Raw genomic sequence first — 22,757 nt, forward strand, 5'->3', positions numbered from 1 at the left:
CGATGTACGGCGCGGCGCATACGCGACACGAACGCGCAGCCGATTATCGGCGATGCGCGGTTGCCTTGTCGATGGCGGCTGCCTCTCAAACCAGCGGCTTCAACCCATCGAGCAACGTCGGTATCAGTTCGCAGATCGTCGGGTGAATATGCATCGCGTACTGCAACGTCGTGTACGGTGCACCGGCGGTCATGATGTCGATGAACGTATGAATCGCCTCGTCGCCCTCGATGCCGAAAATCGTCGCGCCGAGAATGCGTTTCGTCTGCGCATCGACGAGCGCTTTCATGAAGCCGTCGGTTTCGCCGCGCTCACGCGCGCGACCGACACGCGACATCGGCATCGTCGCGATCAGCGCGGGCCGACCGCTCGCGCGCACTTCACTTTCCGACATGCCAACGCGCGCGAGCGGCGGATCGACGTACAACGCGTAAGCCATGATGCGATCGTCGACACTACGCGAACCGCCATCGAGCAGATTCGCCGCGACGATCTGGAAATCGTCGTAGGACGTATGCGTAAATGCGCCGCGTCCGTTGATATCGCCGATCGCCCACACGCCCGGCACGTTCGTGCGTAGTTGTCCGTCGACGGGAATCCTGCCGTGCCGGTCGGTGGTGACGCCTGCAACATCGAGGCCGAGGTCGTCGGTGTTCGGCCTGCGGCCTGTGGCGAACAGCACGTGTGTGGCATCGAGCGAAGCGGCGTCTTTGCCGAACTTTACGCGCACACCGCTGCCGTCCGCCTGCAATGGCTCAACGCTCGCCAGATCGACGCCGTAGCGAAATTCGATGCCCTCGCGCGCAAGCACGGTTTGCACAGCCAGCGCAAAGTCCTCGTCCTCGCGAGTCAAGATCCGCTCTTCGCGCACAAGCACGGTGACACGGCTACCGAAGCGGCGAAACACCTGGGCGAATTCAAGCGCGATATAGCTGCCGCCGACGATCGCCAGATGTTCCGGCACCTCGCTCAACTCGAGCAGCGTGGAATTCGTGTAATGGCGAATGCGTTCGATACCGTCGACCGGCGGCACGACTGCGCGCGTGCCAGTATTGATGAAGATCTGGTCGGCGCTGAGCTGTTCGACGATCTGGCCGTCGCGATCGGCGATCTGAACCGTATGCGGACCGGTGAAGCGAGCGTGTCCGTTGAACACCGTCACGTTCTCCGCGCCTCGCAACCATTGTTCGAGGCCATCTCGCGACTGTGCGACGACCTTGTCCTTGCGCACTTTCACTTGCGCAAGATTCACCGAAACGGAGCCGCCCACCTGCACGCCGAGTTCGGCCGCGTGACACGCGACATGCGCCGCCCGCGCACTCGCAACGTAGCTCTTGGTTGGTGTGCAACCGACATTGACGCAGGTGCCACCAAACGCGGCTCGCTCGATCACCGCGGTTTTTCGACCGCTTTCCCCAAGGCGCACAGCAAGCGGCGGACCGCCCTGCCCGGTGCCAATCACGATTGCGTCGAAGTGTTGCGGCATGGCGGAACTCCCGAAGCAGGTGTGGGGATGCGTGCCATCTTACGCCTCGACGGTGGTTGAATTAGTGTCTTCGGCCTCGCTGGTCGGGGGATGTGCCGCAGCCGCCTGTCAGGCCGTGCAATGACCGTGGCAGAACAGCGATCGCGCGCTATGCAACGCCGCCTGCGCACCGCGCGTCACCGCCATCACGCCGACCTGCGCGAGATTGAAATCCTGCGACACCATCAATTGCATGAGCGCGACCATCGGCAGCACCAGTGCCGGGTGATACAGCTGACGTACGATCAGGTCTCTCATGACTGCTCCCATCGGGCGGTGCCGCTTCGGCGCCGTGCCGCAATTGACGTTTCGATGGAAGCATTGTAGGAAGGCGCGACCCGCGGATAAATGGGCCGAATGCGAAGTCACTTGTCGCCGGATGCGAACAATCGGCGGCGGGCCGCGCAGGCCCTACCGGCGGGGCCTCCGCGGCAGGCCGTCGCCTATTCGAGCGGTGTCGCGATGAACTCGGGCAGCGCTTCAGCACGTGCCGAGAACGCCGCCAGCGCCGGATATTGCGCCGGATCGACCGTGCCGGGCAGGATGAACTGCGTGAACCGCCATGCAACCGCCGTGGTGATATCGGGCTGCATCAAACGGTCGCCGAACAGCCAGCCATCATGGCCGGCCACCAGCGTTTCAAGCTGCGCAAACGCGTGGTGCATCTGTGTCTGCACGCGCTCCACCCACGGCTCGTGCTGGCGTTCCGCCGGTCGCAGGTTACGTTCGTAGACGTTCTGCACGGTCTTCTCGGCGGCGGCGAGCGCAAAACCCGTCACCTGCTGCGCGCGTTGGCGCGCGGCCGGATCTTCAGGCATCAAGCGACGCTCGGGCGCGAACTTGCGGTCGAGATGATCGAGGATCAGCGACGAATCGATCAGCACCGTGCCGTCGTCCTCGACCAGCGTCGGCGCTTTCACGACCGGATTGATCTTCGCAAACTCATCGTAGTGACGAAACACCGACAGACTGCGATGTTCGAACGGCAGGCCGAGCACGGCCAGCGAGATCGCGACGCGACGCACATAGGGGGAATCCAGCATGCCGATCAACTGCATCTTGTCACTCCAGGTTCGTGGAAAAGGACCTGCGCGTTCCCGAAACTTCAACGCTGCTGCAGTGCCACTCGCAAGCCCAGCGAAAGGAAGATCGTGCCGATGATCTTGCCCTGCCAGCGGACGAGCCACGTCAGCCTTTTGACCAGCCGGCCGAGCGGACGGATCGTGAGCGCGAGCACGGTGGTGTAAAGCACGCTCAACACGACGAACACGCCGCCGAGCACGGCGAACTGCGCAAACGACGAACCCTGCCCCGGATGCACGAACTGCGGCAGGAAAGCGAGAAAGAACAGTGCGGTCTTGGGGTTCAGCACTTCGGCGGGAATCGCCTGCCAGAATGCTTGCGCCGGTGTCACGGCGGGGATTTTCGGCAGTGTCGGATCGGACGGTTTCTCGAGCAGCGCGCGCACGCCGAGATAAACCAGATACGCGGCACCGATCAGCTTGACGGCGTTGAACGCGAGCGACGACGTCATCAGCAGCGCCGACAGGCCGGCCGCCGCGCACAGCGTGTGGATGAAATCGCCGGTGGCGATGCCGAGCCCGGTCAGGATGCCGGTTTTACGACCGCCCTGTACGGTGCGGGTCAGGACCAGCAGAACGGCCGGCCCGGGGATCAGCATCAGCCCCAGCACGACAGCAACGAAAGTGCCTAGCGTGGAAAGCGAAAACATTACAGTGCCTCCTTGTACGATGCGAACGGTGTGAACCGCGAGTGTCGCATTTCCGGCGGCGTCGATTCAAGACACAACTGATGGGGCCACCCAATTATCCGAGCTGCTGCTCAATCGTTCGCGTGAGCGGCGTGTCGACGTCGCCCGTGTGACGCGTCGTCACCGCCTCGATCAGCACGATCCAGCACTCGTCGTGTGCGACCGGATTGTGCAGCACGCCCTTTGGCACGACGTGCACGCCCCCCTCGCCAAGCTCGACGACGCGGCCGCCTTCGTATTCCATCCGCAGCCGGCCACGCACTATGTAGAACAGTTCGTCCTCATCGCGATGGCTGTGCCACGCCAGTTCGCCCTTCACCTTCGCGATCTTCATGTACTGATCGTTGACCTGCGCCACGACTTTCGGCGACCAGTATTCGGTCACCGCGTCGAACGCGGACATCAGGTCGAACGATTCCGCAAACGCTGTTGCAACCATTGCTATCTCCACATTGGAACAATCGATACCGCCAGCAACACGCCGAGTAGCGTATTGACAATGCGCCATTGCCGCTGGGTGCGCACCAGTCGCGCGAGCAGCACGCCGGCTGCGCACCACAGCGACAGCGACACCGCCGCCGACACCCCGAACGCGCCGCCAAGCAGCAACGCGAGATGCAGCGGTCCGTTCGCGAGCATCGCGAACGACGCCGCCGCGCCGAGCGCCATGGCCCAACCCTTCGGATTGAGCCAGAGCAGACACGCCCCGCCGAGCAAGGTGGTGGGCGCCGCCGTCGAGCGGTCGAGATCGGGCGCCCCGCTGCGCGCGACCCGCCACGCCAGCCACAGCAGATATGCGCTGCCGATCGCCTTCATGCCGGTCTGCAGCACGGGCGCGGCCAGCAGCACGCCAGCGAGACCGGCGGCGGCAGCGGCGGCCAGCGACGCAAGCCCCAGCGCGATGCCCGCCATCAATGGAATCGAGCGGCGAAAGCCGAACTGCGAGCCCGACGCAGTGGCAAGCGCCGTCGCGCCACCCGGTGTCACGGTGGCGACGGCGGCAAACAGGATCAACGGTGCGATCGAGCCGGTCGAGGTGGCGACGAAGGACATGGCAGCGTTCCGGAGCAAAACGTCACTGTAGTCATCTCGTTCACATTAGAAAATCGAAAGTTTATGATGATTCACATTAGACAATATAATGCGACGATGAACCGAAATCTCGACCTCGCACTGGTACGCACTTTCGTTGTGGTTGCCGACCACAGCAGCATGACCGTTGCCGCCAACCGCCTGCACCTGACTCAGGGCGCGGTGAGCCAGCAGATCAAGCGCCTCGAGGAGGCTTTGGGTTGCGACCTGTTCGACCGCGTCGGACGCCAGCTCGAACTGACTCAGGTCGGCGAACGCTTTCTCGGCAAGGCGAAACGCCTGCTCGGCATGAACGATGAAATCTGGGCGGATATGGCGGCCCGTCCGATACTCGGCCAGGTGCGTCTGGGTGTGCCCTACGATCTGGTCGGTGCCTGCTTCGCGCCGATCTTCAAGGCGTTTACCGAAGCATGGCCGAACGTGGAGATGGCGATTGTCTGCGGTTCATCGCCGGAGCTCGCGGAGGCACTCGCGCGCGGTTCGCTCGATGTCGCAGTGATCGAAGAACCTGCAACCGAAGCAAGTGGCGAATGTCTGCGTGTCGAACGCCTGGTGTGGGTCGGCGCGCGCGGCGGCAGCGCGCATCTGAAGCGACCGCTGCCGGTCTCGATGGTGAGCGATACCTGCGCATTCCGGCAGACCGTGCTCGGTGCGCTGGGCAGCAGTGGCATCGAGTGGCGCACGGTCTTCGAGAGCGGCAACATCGAAGCGACCACCGCGACGGTGCGCAGCGGGCTCGCTGTGACCGCGTGGCTGACGTCGACCGTGCCCGCCGATCTCGACATTCTCAGCGCGGATGCTCAACTGCCCGAACTTCCGCCGTTCGCGATCAGCCTGCGATTTCCTGCGCAGGGCGCCAACCCGGCCGGACGCGAACTCGCGCAGTTCATTCGCGATGGACTGCTGCGGCAACATCGGCCCGCGCCGATGTGAAGCAGCAACGCGCAGCAGGATTTCGCCGGTGTCGCGCTCGCTCGACTTCTCGACTTCAACCGTTCACAGCCCGGCCGGCAACACGTTGCGCGAGCTCTGCTGTGCACGCTCGACGAGCGCACCGAACAGCAACCCGATCGTCGTCCACATGATCGCCTGCATGCCAAGCGCCGCGAGGCGGAATTTCCACAACAGCGCAGCAGGGAACGCGGCGGGCACTTCGTTGATCGACGGCAGGCCGAGTTGCACGGCCGCGATGATGACGATAAACACCGCACCGGCGACGATCGCTCCATTCCACGCGCCAAATCGTGCAGCCGCATGACGCCGCAGCTTCAACGAGAACACCGTCGCCGCCAGCGAGATCGCGATCATCAGGAAGAACAGGCCCGTGCGATAGCCGATCGTCTCGGGGTCGCCGATCGATGGCGGATTGGCCGGATACTTGAGATTCGGCACGATCACGATCGCGACGAATGCTGCGAGCGCGAGCAACGCCGACAACGCACGTGCACCGAGCCGGCCCGAGCGGCCGTATGCATACGCGAACACGAGCGAGAACAAGCCGCCCACCGCCGCGCCATACACGACCACACCGGTCAACAAACCGAGCCCCGCCTGCGTGTGACGGCTGACAATTTCTGGCTCGGGCGCTTCGCCCTTCGCGGCATCGGCTTTCTCTTCGAACGAGATCGCCTGATCGACCTGCGGTTCGCCGGCGATCTTCGCAAAAGTGAACGTGAGCAATCCCGCGACGATGCCCGTGAGCATCCCGCGCATCAACAATCTACCGACCATGTCGACTCCCGGTTAGTGGCAAGGAAAGCCGAGCAGATGGCGGCCGTCGTGCACGAACTCGTGCACGTACATGCCGGGGATCAACGACGTCGCGCCTTCTTCGGCGCCGACGAAATAGATCGCCAGTAACAGCAGCAGGCCGCCGAAGATAATCCACGGCAGCAATTCACGCAGAGGGATCGGCACCGGCTGGACAGCCGGTTTGAAAACAGCATCGGTCATGACGGACTTCTCCTGGGGTTACGCGCCCCGATAGTCGTGGTGGTCGTGAGAAAAAGATGACGTGAAGCGAGGGTCTGGCTTCCGGTTCTTCATTGAACCGATTACAGTGGCGCGACCGCACCGGACTTGCACCGGCTTCCTTGCTTCAGCGGCGTTATTCTACGCGCTAAACTTCGCGGCACACGCTTCATGGGAGAGCAGCGCAATGCACACACGGTTATGGCTAGTAAGCCATGCAGCGACCGCCGCGATGCGCAGCGGCCGCTTCCCCGCCGACGATCCACTCGATGCACGCGGTCGTGACGACGCGCATGCGTATCGCGCACAACTCGATGTGCCTCGCGATGCGCTCGTATTCAGCAGCCCTGCCCCATGTGCTCGCGAAACGGCCGCAGCGTTGAATCTCACCGCCGACATCGCACCTGCGCTTGCCGACATGAGTTACGGCCGCTGGCATGGCCAGCGCGTCGCGGACATCGCAACAGACGAGCTGCCGATGCTCTCCGCCTGGAGCACCGATCCCCATGCCGCGCCGCCCGATGGCGAATCGTTCGCCGCGGTGTCGACGCGGGTCGCGCAGTGGCTCGAACAACTTCCAGAAGTACCTGCCGTCGTCGCAGTCACGCATGCTGTCGTGATACGCGCCGCGCTACTGCATGCGCTACGTGCACCGCTCGCTGCTTACACGCGAATCGAAGTCGGCCCGCTCTCGCGCATCGAATTGCAACGTTCGACACGCGGCTGGGTCTGGTGGCCCGCTGCATAGATAGTGGGATCGATCTGCGCGTCGCTCATCTCCTGCATGCGCTCCGCATGAGGCTCGACTTTCATTTGCATGTCCGTTGCGCACGCACATGGTGCGCAGTCCTTCATCGCACTCACGCAATCTAACGCGCGTGTAAGGCTTGCAAACATCGTCGCATGCAACGCGCGTCGATATTCTCGTGCAATTGTCATCGCAACATCACCCATGTTCGCGATTCGCGAACTATATTGGGAGGTCAGGGAAAAACAATACTGCTGAGAGGATTCACCGATGATCAAGCATCGCATCTATTCCGCGTTTCTTTCCGCCGTGCTGATCGCTACGATCGCGCCGGTATGTCAGGCGCAGCAGTACACCACCGACTGGATCGCCAACACCTTCGGCACCGACGCCACGCATGTGGGCAGTACCGCGCGCTCGATGTGGGTCGCGCCCGAAGGCGTCATCTACACCGCGTCGTTCTGGGATGAAAACGAAGGTGGCGTCGCGCTCTATCAGAGCGGCAAGGGCATCGGCTCGTTTGGCCTGCACAACGAGTTCCAGGGCAGCGCCATTACCGGCAACGCCACATCGATCTTCGCCGCCTTGCAATTCAACAACGTGTACGGCAGCGGCGCAGTGGGACGCTACAACCGCACCACGCAAACGCGCGATGTGCTCATCAACGTCAGTGCGGACACAACCGAAACCCATGCCGATGTCGTGACCGGGCTCGCCACCTCGGGCTCGCTGCTGTATGCGAGCGACCTTCCTGGCAATCGGGTCCGCGTCTACACCACAGACGGTGTCTGGCAGCAAGACATCAACGTGACGTCGCCTGGCGCGCTTGCCATCGACAGCTCCGGCAATCTCTGGGTCGCCCAGAAGAGCGCGGGCACGATCGCCGAATTCAGTTCCACCGGCACGGCGATGAACACTATCCAGATGCCCACTGGTGCGAAACCTTCGGCGCTGTTTTTCGACACGGCGAAACAACTGCTCGTTGTCGGCGACGAAGGGCCGGACATGAACATCAAGATCTATAACACCTGGCTCATTCCATTTCAGGTCGGTACGTTTGGGATCAAAGGCGGATATCTCGACAACACGACGGGTATCAAAGGCCAGGTCGGCGACAAGCGCTTCACGCGCGTCACCGGTATCGGCAAGGACTCCGCCGGCAACTTCTATGTGCTGAACAACCCATGGGGCGGAGGCTGGGATCTCGGCCGCGACGGCGGCACCGATATTCACGCCTACAACAAAGGCGTCCTGCAATGGACACTGCAATCGCTGAACTTCGAGGGCGTCGCCGCGCCTGATCCCGGTACGGACGGGGCGTACTTCTATAGCGGCACCAACATCTACACGGGTACCGCCGGAGGAACCTTCGTTGCGAACACGGTCGATCCGATCACCTATCCGTCCGATCCGCGCCTCAACATCAACGACACGCAGCGCGACGAACATTTCGGGCAGATCGTCTCGGTAGGCGGCAACCGCATTCTGGTCGCGTCAGGACAGAACCCGGCGATCTTCTATCTGTTCCACTTCAACGCTGCGAACGGCTATGTCGCGATACCGGATGCGTCGATTCCGGGTACGGCGTTCAATACGACGGCACCGATCACGGGTGGATTTTCTATCGATAGCAAGGGTGACATCTGGGCCGGTCTCGACAGGACGAACCACATCTATCACTATCCATTGATTGGCTTCGATGCCAGCGGCAAGCCGTCGTGGGGACCGGGCATCGCGCTCTACATTCCGCTTAGCGTCAGACCGATGACGCGCATCATCTACCTCGCGGAGAGCGACACGATGATCCTCGCGCAAGGCATTATCGGCAGCATCGACTGGACGTCGATCGGCACGCGGATCGAGGTGTATCACGGCTGGGCCGCGGGCAACATGACCAAGCCTAACCCTGTGCTCACCGTCGCCAACCCGAAGTCGATTACGGCGGCCGGCAACTATCTGTTCGCCGGATACGTGCACACCGTGCCTAACATCGATGTGTTCAATCTCACCACCGGCAACCTCGACACGACGTTGATCAATGCGAGCCCGAGCACCGTGAGTGTCGGTAACGACGTCGATTCGATGTATGGGCTCAGAGCGTATCTGCAGTCGACCGGGCAGTACGTGATCACCAAAGACAACTACAACGACTCAAGCATCATCGTGCATCGCTGGACGCCGTAACGCTGTAGGTGGCGACACCGCTACGCCGGGATATCGCTCTCGCGATGTCCCGGCTCGTAGAACATCGCGAACAGTTCCGACTGCGAGCCGATGCCGAGCTTCGCGTAGATGTGTTTCTTGTGCGCGCGCACGGTCTCGAACGAGATCGCGAGTTTCTCCGCAATCGCGCGCGTTGAAAACCCGCTCAACGACAGCATCGCCACTTCGATCTCGCGCGCGGTCAGCACACCGCGGCCGTTCCTGCCGGACAATGCGCCGATGCGCGCGGGTAGATCGGTGGCATCGGTGGCGCCGGCTTCACTCACAAGCACAGTCTCGCCGGTCGGACCAAAATTCTCATAGCGCAGCCGCTGCTGCATGAGCGCAAGCACCCACGGCGCGAACAACGTAAGCAATGCAATCTCGCGTTCGTGATAACGCCGCCTGCTGCCGAGCGAAAACGCCATCGTGTGATCGGCGTCGATCACGACATTGAAATGCACTTCGTCGCCGACGACATTCTTGCAAAAATACCGCTGGTAGTACTCGGTCATGCGGAAGTTGTCGGGCGCCACGTCAGCGAGCGTGAAGAAGCCCGACGCGCGCGTTTCGAGCGCGGCGAGATAGAACGGATCGAGTTGATAGAGCGCCACGAGATAGTCCTGAAACATCAGGTCGGGCTTGCCGTCCGGCAACGCCTGCTCGGCGCACACAAACGGCGGAGCCGCGCGCGTGAAGCGCAACGCCACCCAGCTGTCGAACTTGATGTGCCGCTCCAGCACGCGCGTGAGACGGGCCCAGAAGTGCGGGCTGTCGAGAGCGTCGATGGCTGAGCCAATCTCCCGATGAAACGCGAGATCGCGCCATTCGAACTCCATATCTGCTCCGGTGAGGTAACCCACGTGGGTAATTTCCGGACAAAAATAACACACTGATAATGCGCCGGACGGAATCATGCGGCAGCGCTGCCCGGGCGACTGCAAGGTATCTGGAAGGAGACACACGATGCAGGTGGAACTCGCGCAACTCGCGCTCGTCGACAGCAACGTCGAACACAATACCCGTAAGGTAATCGAAACCATCGGCCGCGCCGACGTGGCAGGCGGTACGCAACTGATCGTCTTCCCCGAAACCTCGCTGTCGGGTTTTCCGACCCGCGAGAATGTCGGCGACGTCGCCCAGGCGGTCGACGGTCCCGCGCTCAGCGCCGTGCGCAATGCCGCACGCGAGGCCGGTGTCGCCGCCGCCGTAGGTTTCGCCGAACGCGACGGCAGCCGCTTCTACAACACGACCGTGCTGATCGACAAGACCGGCGCGATCCTGCTGCGCTACCGCAAGGTGCACCTGTGGGCGTCCGATGTCGGCGTCTTCACGCCTGGCGACCGCTTCGAAGTCTGCCAGTGGAACGGCCTCACGGTCGGCCTGCAGATCTGCTACGACATCGAGTTTCCGGAAGGCGTGCGCGCACTCGCCGCGCTCGACGCCGATCTGCTGATCGTCACCAACGGCAATATGGACCAGTTCGGCCCGGTGCATCGCCGCGCGATGACCGCGCGCGCCATGGAGAACCAGATGTTCGCCGTAATGGTGAACCGCTGCGGCGCGGGCGACGACAACCTGACCTTCCCCGGCGAATCGACGCTCTTCGAGCCGTCAGGGGACGTGGCCGCCGAAGCCGGTGCCGAAGAGACCGTGCTGCGCGCGCGCATCGATCTCACACGGCTCGAAACGAGCCGCGAGCATTACCGCTATCTGCACGATGCGCGCGTGCCGCTCGGTCTTACGCACGTCGATCATGAAGACGGCTCGCGCTCGCTGGTGATCGAAGCACGTCGTCGTCACGACTGAGCGGCGAAGTTCTCAAGCGAATTTCTCAAGCGCTTTTAGTCATCGCTTTTCAGTCGTTGCCCTACCGCGTTTCAGTTGTTCTTTTACGCGTTTTGCGGACCGCGCTGTTTCAGGCGGCCCATTTCAGCCAACGCCATACCATGCCCGCGCAAAGCTCACGCTCCGGACGCGGTCGTTCAAGCCTGCACAGGGCCTCGGAGACATCATGCAAGACACGGAAGCTCAACCGCATCTGAAACGCACGCTCGGGCTGCCGTCCGTGCTGCTGTTCGGCCTCGCCTATATGGCGCCGCTGATCGTGTACGGCACCTACGGCGTGCTTGCCAAGGCCAGCGACGACACCGCCGCCCTCGCCTATCTGCTCGCACTGATCGCGATCGCGTTCACCGCGCTTAGCTACGGCAAGCTCGCGCGGCTCTATCCGGTGGCGGGTTCCGCGTACACCTACACACGCAAGACCTTCAATGCGCATCTGGGCTTCATGATCGGCTGGGCGACGTTGCTCGATTATTTCTTCCTGCCGATGGTGATCTGGCTGATCGGCGCCGCGTATCTGAACGCCGCGTTTCCGACTGTGCCCTCGTGGATCTGGATCGTCGCGTTCATCGTGCTGACCAGTGCGTTGAATATTGTCGGCATTGAACTGGCCGCGCGTTTCAACATCGTGCTGATGGTCGTGCAGCTCGCGATCGTCGCGCTGTTTGTCGCGCTGTGCTGGCACTACGCCGCCGCAGCGGCGGGACCTGGCGGCATCGCCATGGCCGAGCCGTTCTTCAAGGCGCACGTGCCGCTCTCGTCGACGATGGCGGGCGCGGCCATCGCGGCGTATTCGTATCTCGGCTTCGACGCGGTCTCGACGCTGACCGAAGAAACCATCGATCCGAAGAAGAACATGCCGCGTGCGATTCTGCTGATCGCATTGATCGGCGGCGCGATTTTCGTGGTCGCGTCGTACACGATGCAGCTCGCGCATCCGGGCGTCGACTTCAAGGACACCGACTCTGCGGCGTTCGAAGTCGCGAAGACGATCGGTGGCGATCTGTTCGTGAGCGTCTTTCTTGCAGGGCTGATTCTCGCGCAGTTCGCTTCGGGTATTTCCGCGCAGGCGAGCGTCGGGCGTCTGCTGTATGCGATGGGCCGCGACGAAATCCTGCCGAAGCGCATCTTCGGCTTCATCCATCCGCGCTTCAAGACACCGGCGATCAACATCGCGATTGCGGGCATCGTCGGTCTGATTGCGTTGAAGCTCGACGTCGCGACGTCCACGTCGTTCATCAACTTCGGCGCGTTCCTCGCGTTCACCGCCGTCAACGTGTGTGTGATCCGCATCTACCTGTCGGGCAATCATGGCGATCGACGCATGGGTGTGATCGGCGGATTTGTGTTTCCGCTCATCGGTGCGATTGCCGATCTGTGGCTGCTCGTCAGCCTCGAGAAGACCGCGCTCGTGCTTGGCGCGATCTGGTTTGCGCTCGGTCTCGTGTACCTGTGCTGGATCACGCGTCTGTTCCGTCAGCCGCCACCGGAAGTGGTGATCTGACGGACATCGTCTGAGACGCGAACTTACGCGCGCGCCTGGCTCCAGCGTCGATAGCGACGCGTGAGCCGACGCGTGCGCATCTGGTCGACCACCAGGGTAAATGCCGCCGAGTACGATTGCGGTGACAGCCGCCCCGCCCCGAGCGCCCGTAGGCGGCGCTTGACGAGCGCCATGCTGGCCAGCGCCGCCAACACCTTATCTTTCCAGCCGACCTGCTGATTCACCGTGGTGTGATCGCCGCCGGCCTGCCAGCGTGCCGGCAGATCGGGCGCCAGTGCCAGCGCGGTCGCCATACCCGCGACGGCGACGCCGTTCGCGATCACGTCTTCGGCAACTGCGCGCCGACGGATGCCGCCGGTCGTCATCACCGGCATCTTGGCCACGGCCGCCAGTTCCTTCGCGAACGTGAGGAAGTACGCTTCGCGCGCGAGCGTGCGGCCGTCTGCGGTGCGTCCCTGCATCGCGGGGCTTTCATAGCTGCCACCGGACAACTCGACGAGATCGACCTGCATTTCGTTCAGCCACAGGATGACCTGCTTCGCGTCGTCCTCGGAAAAACCGCCGCGCTGGAAATCGGCGGAATTCAGTTTCACGCTCACGCAGAATGTCGGCGACACGCGCTCGCGCACCGCCCGCACGACTTCCAGCAACAGACGCGCGCGATTGGCGAGACTGCCGCCCCACGCATCGGTGCGCTGGTTGGTGAGCGGCGACAGAAACTGCGAGATCAGATAGCCGTGGGCCGCGTGAATTTCGACGCCGGTGAATCCCGCCCGTTCGGCCGCCACAGATGTCGCCGTGAAGCGCTCGATGATCTCCTGGATCTGCGCTTCGTTCATCGCCTGCGGTTGCGCAAAGCGCTTGCTGTACTTGCCGAGATCGAGCGCGACAGCCGACGGCGCCCATGCGGTTCCACCCATATCGGCATTGACCTGACGGCCCGGATGATTGATCTGCATCCACACATGGCCGCCTTTGCGGCGCGCGACGCGCGCCCATTCCTCGAACGGCGCGAGCGGCGTGTTCGCTTCGAGCACGATGCCGCCGGGGCCGGTCAGCGCGCGCCCATCGATCATCACGTTGCCCGTAATGATCAACCCGGAGCCGCCGTCGGCCCATGCGCCGTACAGCCGGTACAGCGCCGAGCCGGGAAGCTGCCCGACAGCGGCCATGTTTTCCTCCATCGCGGCCTTGGCGATGCGGTTGGGTAAGGTGGCCCCGTTCGGTAAACGGAGCGGCGTGAACAAAGATGTAGTCATGTCAGCACACAAACAAAAGATGAGATGCCGCTATACTAAGATTCAAGTCAACTTGAAGGTCAAGTGCCATGAAAATCGGTGAACTGGCGGCAAAAACGGGGCTGGCAGCGTCCGCGATTCGCTATTACGAGCAAAGCGGGCTGCTGCCGGAGCCGGAGCGCGGCGCCAATGGCTATCGCGACTACGGGGATACGGCGCTCGAGCGCCTGCGGTTGATCCAGATCGCGCAGAGTCTCGGTTTTTCGCTTGAGCGGCTGCGTTGTGCGTTTGCCAATCAGCAGGATCTGTCGAAAGAGGATCTGCTGCACGGGGTCGACATGCGGCTCGGGGAGATCGGGGAGTTGATGGCTACGTTGCGTGCGCAGCGCGACGAATTGCGCAAACTGCGCAAAACGCTGACTGATACCTGGGAAGCGGGCAAGTGCGTCGATGCGGGCCAGCTTGCGGATGATGTGGCGGGAGGGCCGGCTAGTCTGCAGGGCAAGAAGCCATCGAAGCAGCGCAAGCAACCAGCGCAGCGGCCTTTGCAACCGTTGGTCCATCGACAGTAAATCTATTCGCAGGACGTCGCACTACTCCGCCGCGTTGCTGCCCGTGCGGACGTCATCCTGAGACGTATGGGCCTGCGCGTCATCGGGCTGGTTTCGCGGCTCCTGAGCCAGCACCGAGGTGGAGAAAAAGCTGCCGATAACCGCGAAAAGGATGATGAAGGCCGACGTCGCATCGGCCAGCAGGTTGAAATACTTGAACAACACCATGCAGACGGAAAGGATCAGCAGGTTGAGCGACAGGCCGAGAAGCGCAGACGCCTTCGGCACCGTGTTGATGAATACCGCGATCCGCGAGTCGGAGTGCGGCACGTACCAGACGAACAGCAGGCCAAACGCGACGATAAAGCCGATTTCCGCCCATTGAAGCCAGATTGGCCTGCGCAGGAGCCGGCCTTCGTAGATCGTTTCGATACCCTGTGCCTGGATTTCGATGCCGGGCACCAGTTCGCCCAGCGCTGTGGTGCGCGTGTCGGTCAGGCCAGTGCCTGTCAGCCCGACCAGCACCAGCTTGTTGCGAAAGCGCGTCGCACTGACCCTGCCTTGCAGGACGTCGCTTGCCGACACATAGCGTTGCTGCGTCGCCTGGATCGATGCGAAATATAGCCAGATGTCGCCGTCGGGCTGCGTGGGAACCCGCAGGTCCCCGGCACCCACCGCCTGCACGCCTGACTCGTCCGCGTACACGTCCACGGCGGGAGCGCCGATAGCGACCCGCAGCATCTCGATCGGCAGGCCGGGAACCATCTTGTCACCGAGGCCCATGATGAGCGGAATCCGCCGCACTGTGCCCTGTTCCTGGGCCACGTTCAGCATCGCCTGGCCGTGCGCCGCGCCCTGCAGCTCTGAAAGGCTCGCCAGCACGTACTGAAAGTGCTGCATCTTGCCCAGCGGGTCCGGGCCATGCACGAGGATCGGCGTGCTCAGCAGGTCCGTACTGGTCGTGGATGTGGCGTGATCGAAAGCAGCCGCGCCGAGTATGGACGGCGCCGCGCGCAACGACGTGGCAAGAATGCGCTCGTGACTCGGTAGTGTCCGCAACTGGGTCGCGATGTCCGCCGCCGAGGGCGGCAGATTGTCGGCCACCGTGGCCGGTGAGGTTTGATCGAGTTCCGGCATGTAGATGTCGAGACCGATCGCCAGCGGTTTCTGTGCGGCAATCGCGTCGACGAGGGTAGCCAGCCGGTTGCGCGGCCACGGCCATTGACCGACAGCTTCCAGCGTCTTGTCGTCGATTTCGACAACGATTACCGGCTGCGTCGTCGGCACGCGCGGAAAACGGCGCTGATAGTGGTCGAACAGCAGTTGCCGCGCCGAACCGAAGGCGTCCGGAAGCACGCCGTTGAACGTATTGAGAAAGGCCGGACGCGACACATTGGTCGGCCACTCGCCGCATAGATCGAGCAGGACCAGGGTGAACAGCACGACGAGCGCCCAGGGCCGCCCTTTACGCGCTCTGAGCATGCTTCTAATGAAGATGAGCCCGGTGTTGAGATAGCGCTTCATGTCGACGGCGGAAAAGAGGCGACGATCACGCGAGGCGGTGCGCCATGGTCCGGCTCACTGAATCGTGATCACAACACGGCGGTTCATCTGGCTCGGCACGCCGTCTGCCGTGTGCACGATCGGCTCGCGCTTGCCGCGTCCGGCGGTTTCGATTTGCTGCGCGGGTATGCCGGCCTTGGTGAGGAATGCGGCGACAGTCTGGGCGCGGCGTATCGAGAGCCTGTCGTTGAATTCGACGGAACCTGGTGAATCGGTATGACCGACCACCGTGAGATGGGGAGCGGGCCACGTTGCCAGCGCAGTCTTCAGCTTCGTGACAGTGGCCGCCGAATCCGGAGCCATCTGGGTAGCGGAGTCGAACAGAAAATTGATGGTGAACGTCATGGGACGCGGGGGGCGTGCGGCCAGCAGATCGCCATAGCGCCCCTGCACGTCGGACGGGTTCCCCTCGGTCACTTCGATCGCGCCGTTCCTCGCAACACTGGCCTGCGCATAGGCGGTGTCGATCACCTGCGTTGTGTTAACGCTCTTGACGACGACGGCGCCGACGCTCCCGCCCGGATCCGGCAACAAGGTGATCTTGTCCGGCGTCGAGCTGCACGCGCAAAGGCAGGTTGTGACGATTAACGCCGCCGGTCTCAACCGGTCGCTCCGGATGGATACTTTCAACGCCCGCTCCCGCTTTCGCCGCCGACTTCGATAATGAATTCGGTGCCGCGCACGCCGAGCGTGGTGGTCGGCGTGCTGTAGCGCACCGATTCCGGATTCGCCTTTGCGAGCTCGCCATCCACGACGGCGAGCGACCCGCGCCGGATGGTGGCGTCGAGCGTCCCCTGGTAGGTGGTGGTGTTGAAGGCGAACTTGTTGAGTTCGAGTACGGAGTTGGAGCCTTCGGATAGCAGCGTGTTGTCGCGCAACGTGATGCCGACGGAGGAAGCGGGACCCGTCACGACGCGGTCGCTGCCGAACACATCGCTGCCAATCGCAGCATCCATGTTCTGCCCGGTGCGCTCGATATGTACCGCCCCTTTGACGGTCTTGACCGTGCCGATCGATTCGGCGGCGTAAGTGTTCGCCACAAGCGGGCACCCGCACACGAGAAGCAAGACACATTTGATGGCTTGGCTATGCATGGGCGACCACCGTAGTGATGAGTTACTCGTCAGTTCCGCCGTGCCGCGTTGCAGCCCGGCCCTTGAAGCGTGCGTCGCGAGAGGGCTCTTCTCAGAGTGCCTAAGGCGAGGTTGTGTTGAATGACGTTGTCGAAAGCCGGTGCATAAGCGCCGGCGGCAACCCGAAACCTGTAACAGAATAGTATTTGACTGAATAGAACGCCAGCACAAGCATTTCGGCAGACCTGGCGCTTTTTTACCGTCGCCGGTTCTATCAATGGCCGCAGACCGATACCGGCCTACTGCACTGTTTGTGCCAGTTCCGCAAACTGCACCGCCCGCGAATTCGCATCCCCCCGCCGATGCGCGATATACAGCGTAGCGGTCGTATCGCTATCGCTCAGTTCGCGAAACACAACACCGGGCACCGAGATCGCGCGTAGCGACGCCGGCACGAGCGCCACACCGAGCCCCGTTGCCGTCAAACCAATCAATGTCGACGCCTGCTGCGCCTCCTGCACGATATCGGGCGTGAAGCCGCGCTTCTCGCACAGCGCGAGCGTCTGCGAAAACAGCGCGACACCGGCCTGGCGCGGGTACGCAATAAACGGCTCGCCGCGCAGATCGGCGATACACACCGTGCGCTTCTTAGCGAGCCGATGACCCGCATGCACCGCGAGCAGCAACGGTTCTTCGAGCAGCGGCGCAAGCACGAGATCCTGCGCAGGAGCCGGCGTTTCCGGCGGCAATCGCAACAACCCGACATCGAGCTCACGCGTATCGAGCGCTTCGATCTGCTGTAGCGATGACAGCTCGCGCAGCACGATCTGCACGCCAGGGCGACTCGTCCGGTACGCGTGAATCAGCCGCGGAAAAAACGGCGACAGCGACGACGCATTCGTAAACCCCACCCGCAAGCGGCCCACCTGCCCGCTCACCGTCTGCCAGACATTTTCTTTCGCCATCTCGAGGCGCGCGAGCACGCCGCGCACATCGTCGAACAACGAGAGCCCCGCTTCGGTCAGCGAAACCGTACGACGCGTGCGATGAAACAGCCGCGCGCCGAGTTCGGTCTCCAGCGACTGGATCGCGAGACTCAGCGGCGCCTGGGTGATACCGAGCCGTTCCGCGCTGCGCCTGAAGTGCAGTTCTTCGGCGAGAACCGCGAAATACTCGAGATGCCGGAGATTCATTGATTTTTTCTCCAAATCAATAAACTAGTTTTAGAGAATAAATCAAATCTGTTTTCAGGGCGATACTGGTTCGCACCGATAACACGAAACACGATGGAGACACGATGAACGGCATCGAACTGACCGAACGGCTGCGCGCGGGCGAACCGGTCTATGCACTCGGCATTCGTGCCTCGCGCACGACCGACGTGATTCGCTGGGCCAAGGTCGCGGGCTATCACACGGTCTGGATCGACATGGAACACAGCACGCTGCCCGTCGACACCGTCGCGCAGATGTGCGGATGCGCGCTCGACATCGGTCTGTCGCCGTGGGTACGCGTGCCGGAACGCGATTACGGCACGATCAATCGCGTGCTCGACGGCGGCGCGCTCGGCATCATCGTGCCGCGCGTCGAAACGGCAACTCAGGCACTGGATGCAGTCACCGCGACGCGTTTCCCGCCGTTCGGCCAGCGCTCGCAACTCGCAACCCTTCCCTACGTCCACTTCGAAAAACTGCACGCTCGCGAACTGAACCAGCGCCTGAACGATGCCACCGCGGTCCAGGTGCTGATCGAAAGCCGCGCCGGTGTCGACGCCGCCGATGCGATCGCTGCAGTCCCCGGCGTCGACGTGATCGGCGTGGGCTGCAACGACCTCAGCGCCGATCTCGGTCATGCCGGCGAATCGACGCATCCCGAGGTGGTCGACGCGTGCCGTCGCGTGATCGCCGCCGCGCATCGGCACGGCAAGGTCGCGCTGGTCGGCGGCATGCCCGATGGCGAAGCGCTCACCACACTGCGCCGCGAAGGCGCGGTGCGCTACATCTTCGCCGGCATCGACACCGATCTGTTTCTCGGCGCGTTGCGGCAACGCATCGACAGCAGCCGCGCCGCGCTTTCCTGATGCAGCACACACGACGACATCGTTCTTCAATCGAACCAATCGATCTACCTATTTATCGACCCGTCATGGCAGAAACCCCGTTGATCTCCACACCGATGCGCGACCCCGCTACGCTGTCGCGCCCCGCCTTCGCAATGCCCGCTCACGCCTGCGATGCGCACATGCACGTCTTCGGACCGCTCGACCAGTATCCATGCGTTGCGCATCCGCATTACACGTTGCCCGACGGCGCGCTCGCGCATTACCTGAAGCTGATGGACGTACTCGCGCTCGAGCGCTTCGTGATCGTGCAACCGAGCTTCTACGGCACCGACAACCGCTGTCTGCTCGACACGCTGCAGGTTGCCGGCCCAGGCGCACGCGGTGTCGTGATGATCGAAGAAGACACCGACGATGCCACGCTGGCCCGCTTTCACGAAGCCGGCGTGCGCGCCGTGCGTCTCGATCTGTTCGCGCGCTCCGATCAACCCACCGCGGAAATCCAGCACTACATCTCGCGGATGGCGCAGCGCTGCGCGGGCCTCGGCTGGCATCTGCAGTTCTATGCGCCGGGATGGGTCGTGCGCAACCTGATTCCGTTTCTCGGCGATGTCGAAACCGACTTCGTCATCGATCACATGGGCTACATGCTCGAAGAAGACGGCCTCACGCCCGCCGACTTCGAACGCCTGCTCGCGTTGCTGAAAACCGGCAGTTGCTGGCTAAAACTGAGCGCGCCCTATCGCATTGCGAAGCACCGCGGTTACGATGCGGTAGCGCCGATGGCGCGCGGCATTATCGAGGCTGCACCGCACAAGGTCATCTGGGGTTCCGACTGGCCGCACATTCCCGATTCGACGCGCGACAGCGGCGAGTTGCTGAACCTGCTCGGCGCATGGACCACCGATCCGGCCGTACACAAGATGATCCTCGCCGACAATCCGGCGCGGCTCTTCGACTACTGAACGATTACTGGGCAACACCTCTCCACTTACTCCAGGGACCGGGCAAACAGCGATGACTTATCAACCGAATGCGGCGTTTGCGGGCCTGTTCCGTGCATTCACGTCGGACCCGGCCAGCATCGGCAACCAGCTCACGCAGCAGATGAACGAGCGGGACGCCGACGCACCGCTGATCGTATCGACCGGTTCGGACATCGCGCTGTTTCCTGGCGCGGGTCGCGCGCCGCTAATCGAGAGTTTTCGCAAGTCGACGCGCGGTTTTATCGAGCTGACCGCGGTATCGCATCTGCCGCTCGCGCTCGCCTATCTCGCACGCATGCGCGAACTCGCTGAGCCCGCCACGCGCGACGCCGCCGACAGCAGTTGGCGTCAAGCCGCCACGCAACTCGCCGTGCATGCGGCGCGTGTGCGCGAGGCGAATTCGGTCGCGCTCTGGCGCGATGACATCGCGGTGCACAGCCTCGCAGGACAGGAAACCAAGCTCACCGCGCTGGTCGACTACACGTGCGCCGTATCGCTGGAAATGCTGGAGCGCGCGCAACACGAACCCGACCTGCTGACCTTCGACGCACTGCGCGACCGCTACTTCGCGCCGCTCGACGAACACGCTCTGCCGGTGCCGATGAACGACGTGATGTTCGCGACCTTCGGGCTCGCGTTCGTCGACATCGTCTACCGGATCGGCAACTGGTTGCGCGCTCAATCACTCGACTGGAGCCGCACGATGGTGCTAGTCAGCGGTCGTTCCGGGCGGCCGACCGCGGGCGCCACGTGGGCGTCGAACAACATGTGTCATCTGATCTGGCGCGCATCGGGCCGCGCGCTGCCGCCCGAGCGGCTGTTCATCGCGCCGCACGCGCCGTCGTTTTCGGTGGCCGAGTTGCCGGACGCGGCCGGCCTCGCCGCGCTCGAACAGACGTATCGCACGCTATGGCAGAACACGCGCGCGAGCATCGACGTGGCGCGCGAACTGTTCCCCGACAACGAGGGCTACCGGTTCGAGCCGAGCGCCGCCGAAGGCATGCCGCCCTTCGCCGCCCCCGACGACCGCCACGCGATAAGCGCGCGTCTGCGCCGCATCATGGAAGACCCGTCACAGCTGTTGTCGAACTGCGTCGCGGACCTGATCATCGACCAGTTGCACGACAACGGCAACCGGCCCGCCGACGTGACGATTCCCGGCTTCACGCACGTTCGCTATCCGGAGATTGCGCCGCACTGACGCACGCGATCGCACACGATCCCGCACATACCGGCGCGCAGGGCAACGCAGCCGGCCGACATAGAAAGCCCGCCACGGAGACGCATCACCATGACTCATTTCGACGCAGCATCGCTGAACCCGCGCAGCACAGCACCGGTCCTGCCGACCGCAACCGTCGTGCGGATCACGCTGGTCTGCTTCGCGGTATCGATGATCGACGGATTCGACACGTTGATGCTGTCGTTCGTCGCCCCGCTGCTCGCGCATTCACTGCACATCGATCACGCGGCGCTCGGCCGGGTGTTCGGTGCGGGCTTTGTCGGTACCGTGCTAGGTTCGTTGATTGCCGGTCCGCTCGCCGATCGTTTCGGACGTCGCCCGATGCTGCTGCTGGCGCTCGCTGTCACCGGTGTGTTTACGCTGGCGTGTGCGTTCGCCGGTTCGGCGACGTCGCTTGCGACGCTGCGTTTTCTCGGCGGGCTCGGGATGGGCGGCGCGATTCCGGCGGTGGCGGCCATCACTGCCGAGAGCAGTACGACACAGCGCCGCTCGTCGCTGGTCATCCTGATGTTTATCGGCTTTCCGCTTGGCGCTGTAGTGGGCGGTGCGATCACCGCTGCATTGATGATGCGTTTCGGCTGGCCCTTCGTGTTTCTGATGGGTGGCATTTGCGCGCTCGTCGCAATCGTGCCGGTGTTGCTGGTAATTCCGTCGACGAGCGCCGCACGCACCGAGGTCGTCGCGCCATCCACGCACCGTAGTCTCGCCGGTCGAGCATTCGGTTCGTTCGTCGGCGACCTGCTCGCGGGCGGCCGACTCGCATCGACACTCGCGCTCTGGTTCGGCGTGCTATCGAGCATGATCCTGTCGGGCTTTCTCGTCAGCTTCATGCCGACCATTCTCAATCTCAACGGCATCGCACCCGATCGCGCAGCACTTGGTGCAGTCATCCTGAACCTCGGTGCGATCGTCGGTGCACTGCTGATTTCAGCGGTCGTCGGACGCATCGGACCGTTCGTGCCGGTGGCCATTTCGTTCGCGTGCGGCGCAGTGCTGGTGTTCGCGCTCGGCCGCGTGATCGGCACGGGCAACGCGGCGTTCGGCATGTTGTTCATCACTGGCGCATGCCTCGTCGGCGGCCAACTGACGATTCCCGCGATCGCGAGCCGGCTGTTTCCGACGCCCGTCCGCGCGGCAGGCATCGGCTGGACGATGGCGATCGGGCGAATGGGATCGATCATCGGGCCGCTGGTGGGCGGCATCCTGCTCGCACAGAAACTGCCGCTCGAACAGATCTTCGTCATCGCCGCGCTGCTCGCCGTGTGCGGCTCGCTCGGCATCGCACTCGTCGCCGCATGGCGGCCACGCGAGGACGTCGATGCGCGCGCACCAACCTCTCCGTTCACCATCACCCACGCAGAGTCAGGCAATGGAAAGTCTTGAGTC

At 63.1% G+C, this 22,757-nt stretch carries 24 protein-coding genes and 1 riboswitch; of the genes, 10 read left to right on the forward strand and 14 right to left on the reverse strand.

Going from position 1 to position 22,757, the window contains the following annotated elements; all coding sequences use genetic code 11:
* Window positions 1-85: 85 nt before the first annotated feature.
* From M0D65_RS12390 to M0D65_RS12415, 6 genes are all read right to left on the reverse strand, one after another.
* Window positions 86-1,486 carry an FAD-containing oxidoreductase gene (locus M0D65_RS12390; RefSeq protein WP_266252880.1) on the reverse strand — a complete coding sequence of 467 codons (1,401 nt, stop codon included), beginning with the start codon at window positions 1,484-1,486 and terminating at the stop codon, window positions 86-88.
* 108 nt (window positions 1,487-1,594) lie between these two features.
* The gene (locus tag M0D65_RS12395; protein ID WP_266252881.1) at window positions 1,595-1,783 is read right to left on the reverse strand and encodes a hypothetical protein; all 189 of its coding nucleotides are present in this window, start codon (window positions 1,781-1,783) and stop codon (window positions 1,595-1,597) included.
* 185 nt (window positions 1,784-1,968) lie between these two features.
* Complete coding sequence (locus tag M0D65_RS12400) at window positions 1,969-2,583, reverse strand: glutathione S-transferase family protein (protein WP_266252882.1); 615 nt, start codon at window positions 2,581-2,583, stop codon at window positions 1,969-1,971.
* A gap of 47 nt (window positions 2,584-2,630) precedes the next feature.
* On the reverse strand, window positions 2,631-3,257 hold the full coding sequence (locus M0D65_RS12405; protein WP_091014436.1) for a LysE family translocator: 627 nt from the start codon (window positions 3,255-3,257) through the stop codon (window positions 2,631-2,633).
* Between the two features lie 94 nt (window positions 3,258-3,351).
* Window positions 3,352-3,735: a cupin domain-containing protein gene (locus M0D65_RS12410; RefSeq protein ID WP_266252883.1), complete on the reverse strand. Its 384-nt coding sequence runs from the start codon at window positions 3,733-3,735 to the stop codon at window positions 3,352-3,354.
* 2 nt (window positions 3,736-3,737) lie between these two features.
* The gene (locus M0D65_RS12415) at window positions 3,738-4,349 is read right to left on the reverse strand and encodes a LysE family translocator (protein ID WP_266252884.1); all 612 of its coding nucleotides are present in this window, start codon (window positions 4,347-4,349) and stop codon (window positions 3,738-3,740) included.
* A gap of 96 nt (window positions 4,350-4,445) precedes the next feature.
* Between M0D65_RS12415 and M0D65_RS12420 the strand changes: the two genes are divergently transcribed.
* A complete protein-coding gene (locus tag M0D65_RS12420) occupies window positions 4,446-5,321 on the forward strand; it encodes a LysR substrate-binding domain-containing protein (RefSeq protein ID WP_091014786.1) in 876 nt (291 codons plus the stop codon).
* Between the two features lie 63 nt (window positions 5,322-5,384).
* On the opposite strand, the gene M0D65_RS12425 is transcribed toward M0D65_RS12420, so the two are convergent.
* Both M0D65_RS12425 and M0D65_RS12430 read right to left on the reverse strand, forming a co-directional pair.
* The gene (locus M0D65_RS12425) at window positions 5,385-6,119 is read right to left on the reverse strand and encodes a CbtA family protein (RefSeq protein WP_266252885.1); all 735 of its coding nucleotides are present in this window, start codon (window positions 6,117-6,119) and stop codon (window positions 5,385-5,387) included.
* Between the two features lie 12 nt (window positions 6,120-6,131).
* On the reverse strand, window positions 6,132-6,341 hold the full coding sequence (locus tag M0D65_RS12430) for a CbtB-domain containing protein (RefSeq protein WP_091014446.1): 210 nt from the start codon (window positions 6,339-6,341) through the stop codon (window positions 6,132-6,134).
* 47 nt (window positions 6,342-6,388) lie between these two features.
* Window positions 6,389-6,532: riboswitch (cobalamin riboswitch) on the reverse strand.
* Window positions 6,533-6,546: 14 nt separating this feature from the next.
* Between M0D65_RS12430 and M0D65_RS12435 the strand changes: the two genes are divergently transcribed.
* Together M0D65_RS12435 and M0D65_RS12440 are read left to right on the forward strand one after the other, a co-directional pair.
* Window positions 6,547-7,107: a histidine phosphatase family protein gene (locus M0D65_RS12435; protein WP_266252886.1), complete on the forward strand. Its 561-nt coding sequence runs from the start codon at window positions 6,547-6,549 to the stop codon at window positions 7,105-7,107.
* 270 nt (window positions 7,108-7,377) lie between these two features.
* Window positions 7,378-9,291 (forward strand): SMP-30/gluconolactonase/LRE family protein, encoded by a 1,914-nt coding sequence (locus tag M0D65_RS12440; RefSeq protein ID WP_266252887.1) that lies wholly within the window; start codon window positions 7,378-7,380, stop codon window positions 9,289-9,291.
* A 20-nt stretch (window positions 9,292-9,311) separates the two neighbouring features.
* Here M0D65_RS12440 and M0D65_RS12445 read toward each other — a convergent pair whose 3' ends face one another.
* On the reverse strand, window positions 9,312-10,148 hold the full coding sequence (locus M0D65_RS12445) for a response regulator transcription factor (RefSeq protein WP_266252888.1): 837 nt from the start codon (window positions 10,146-10,148) through the stop codon (window positions 9,312-9,314).
* Between the two features lie 127 nt (window positions 10,149-10,275).
* Here M0D65_RS12445 and M0D65_RS12450 point away from each other — a divergent pair, with 127 nt between their 5' ends.
* A complete protein-coding gene (locus tag M0D65_RS12450; RefSeq protein ID WP_266252889.1) occupies window positions 10,276-11,118 on the forward strand; it encodes a carbon-nitrogen hydrolase family protein in 843 nt (280 codons plus the stop codon).
* A 205-nt stretch (window positions 11,119-11,323) separates the two neighbouring features.
* Window positions 11,324-12,658 carry an APC family permease gene (locus tag M0D65_RS12455; protein WP_266252890.1) on the forward strand — a complete coding sequence of 445 codons (1,335 nt, stop codon included), beginning with the start codon at window positions 11,324-11,326 and terminating at the stop codon, window positions 12,656-12,658.
* A 23-nt stretch (window positions 12,659-12,681) separates the two neighbouring features.
* On the opposite strand, the gene M0D65_RS12460 is transcribed toward M0D65_RS12455, so the two are convergent.
* The gene (locus M0D65_RS12460; RefSeq protein ID WP_266252892.1) at window positions 12,682-13,917 is read right to left on the reverse strand and encodes an NADH:flavin oxidoreductase/NADH oxidase family protein; all 1,236 of its coding nucleotides are present in this window, start codon (window positions 13,915-13,917) and stop codon (window positions 12,682-12,684) included.
* Window positions 13,918-13,985: 68 nt separating this feature from the next.
* On the opposite strand from M0D65_RS12460, the gene M0D65_RS12465 reads away from it, so the two are divergent.
* Window positions 13,986-14,468: a MerR family transcriptional regulator gene (locus M0D65_RS12465; protein ID WP_266252893.1), complete on the forward strand. Its 483-nt coding sequence runs from the start codon at window positions 13,986-13,988 to the stop codon at window positions 14,466-14,468.
* A gap of 21 nt (window positions 14,469-14,489) precedes the next feature.
* On the opposite strand, the gene M0D65_RS12470 is transcribed toward M0D65_RS12465, so the two are convergent.
* The 4 genes from M0D65_RS12470 to M0D65_RS12485 form a co-directional block, all read right to left on the reverse strand.
* Complete coding sequence (locus M0D65_RS12470; protein WP_266252894.1) at window positions 14,490-15,971, reverse strand: CHASE2 domain-containing protein; 1,482 nt, start codon at window positions 15,969-15,971, stop codon at window positions 14,490-14,492.
* Between the two features lie 54 nt (window positions 15,972-16,025).
* On the reverse strand, window positions 16,026-16,640 hold the full coding sequence (locus M0D65_RS12475; RefSeq protein ID WP_266252895.1) for an OmpA family protein: 615 nt from the start codon (window positions 16,638-16,640) through the stop codon (window positions 16,026-16,028).
* On the reverse strand, window positions 16,637-17,050 hold the full coding sequence (locus tag M0D65_RS12480) for a FecR domain-containing protein (protein ID WP_266252896.1): 414 nt from the start codon (window positions 17,048-17,050) through the stop codon (window positions 16,637-16,639). The genes M0D65_RS12475 and M0D65_RS12480 overlap by 4 nt, the downstream gene beginning before the upstream one ends.
* Window positions 17,051-17,382: 332 nt before the next feature.
* Window positions 17,383-18,276, reverse strand: coding sequence for a LysR family transcriptional regulator (locus tag M0D65_RS12485; protein WP_266252897.1), 894 nt, complete (start codon window positions 18,274-18,276; stop codon window positions 17,383-17,385).
* A 104-nt stretch (window positions 18,277-18,380) separates the two neighbouring features.
* On the opposite strand from M0D65_RS12485, the gene M0D65_RS12490 reads away from it, so the two are divergent.
* The 4 genes from M0D65_RS12490 to M0D65_RS12505 all read left to right on the forward strand — a co-directional run bounded on the left by M0D65_RS12490 (window position 18,381) and on the right by M0D65_RS12505 (window position 22,754).
* Complete coding sequence (locus M0D65_RS12490) at window positions 18,381-19,163, forward strand: HpcH/HpaI aldolase/citrate lyase family protein (RefSeq protein ID WP_091014475.1); 783 nt, start codon at window positions 18,381-18,383, stop codon at window positions 19,161-19,163.
* 65 nt (window positions 19,164-19,228) lie between these two features.
* Window positions 19,229-20,107: an amidohydrolase family protein gene (locus M0D65_RS12495; protein ID WP_266252899.1), complete on the forward strand. Its 879-nt coding sequence runs from the start codon at window positions 19,229-19,231 to the stop codon at window positions 20,105-20,107.
* 52 nt (window positions 20,108-20,159) lie between these two features.
* A complete protein-coding gene (locus M0D65_RS12500) occupies window positions 20,160-21,329 on the forward strand; it encodes a DUF5624 domain-containing protein (RefSeq protein ID WP_266252900.1) in 1,170 nt (389 codons plus the stop codon).
* 90 nt (window positions 21,330-21,419) lie between these two features.
* Complete coding sequence (locus M0D65_RS12505; RefSeq protein ID WP_266252901.1) at window positions 21,420-22,754, forward strand: MFS transporter; 1,335 nt, start codon at window positions 21,420-21,422, stop codon at window positions 22,752-22,754.
* Window positions 22,755-22,757 lie beyond the last annotated feature (3 nt).

This window comes from Paraburkholderia sp. CHISQ3 (assembly GCF_030464945.1).
GTDB classification, from domain to species: Bacteria; Pseudomonadota; Gammaproteobacteria; order Burkholderiales; family Burkholderiaceae; genus Paraburkholderia; species Paraburkholderia megapolitana.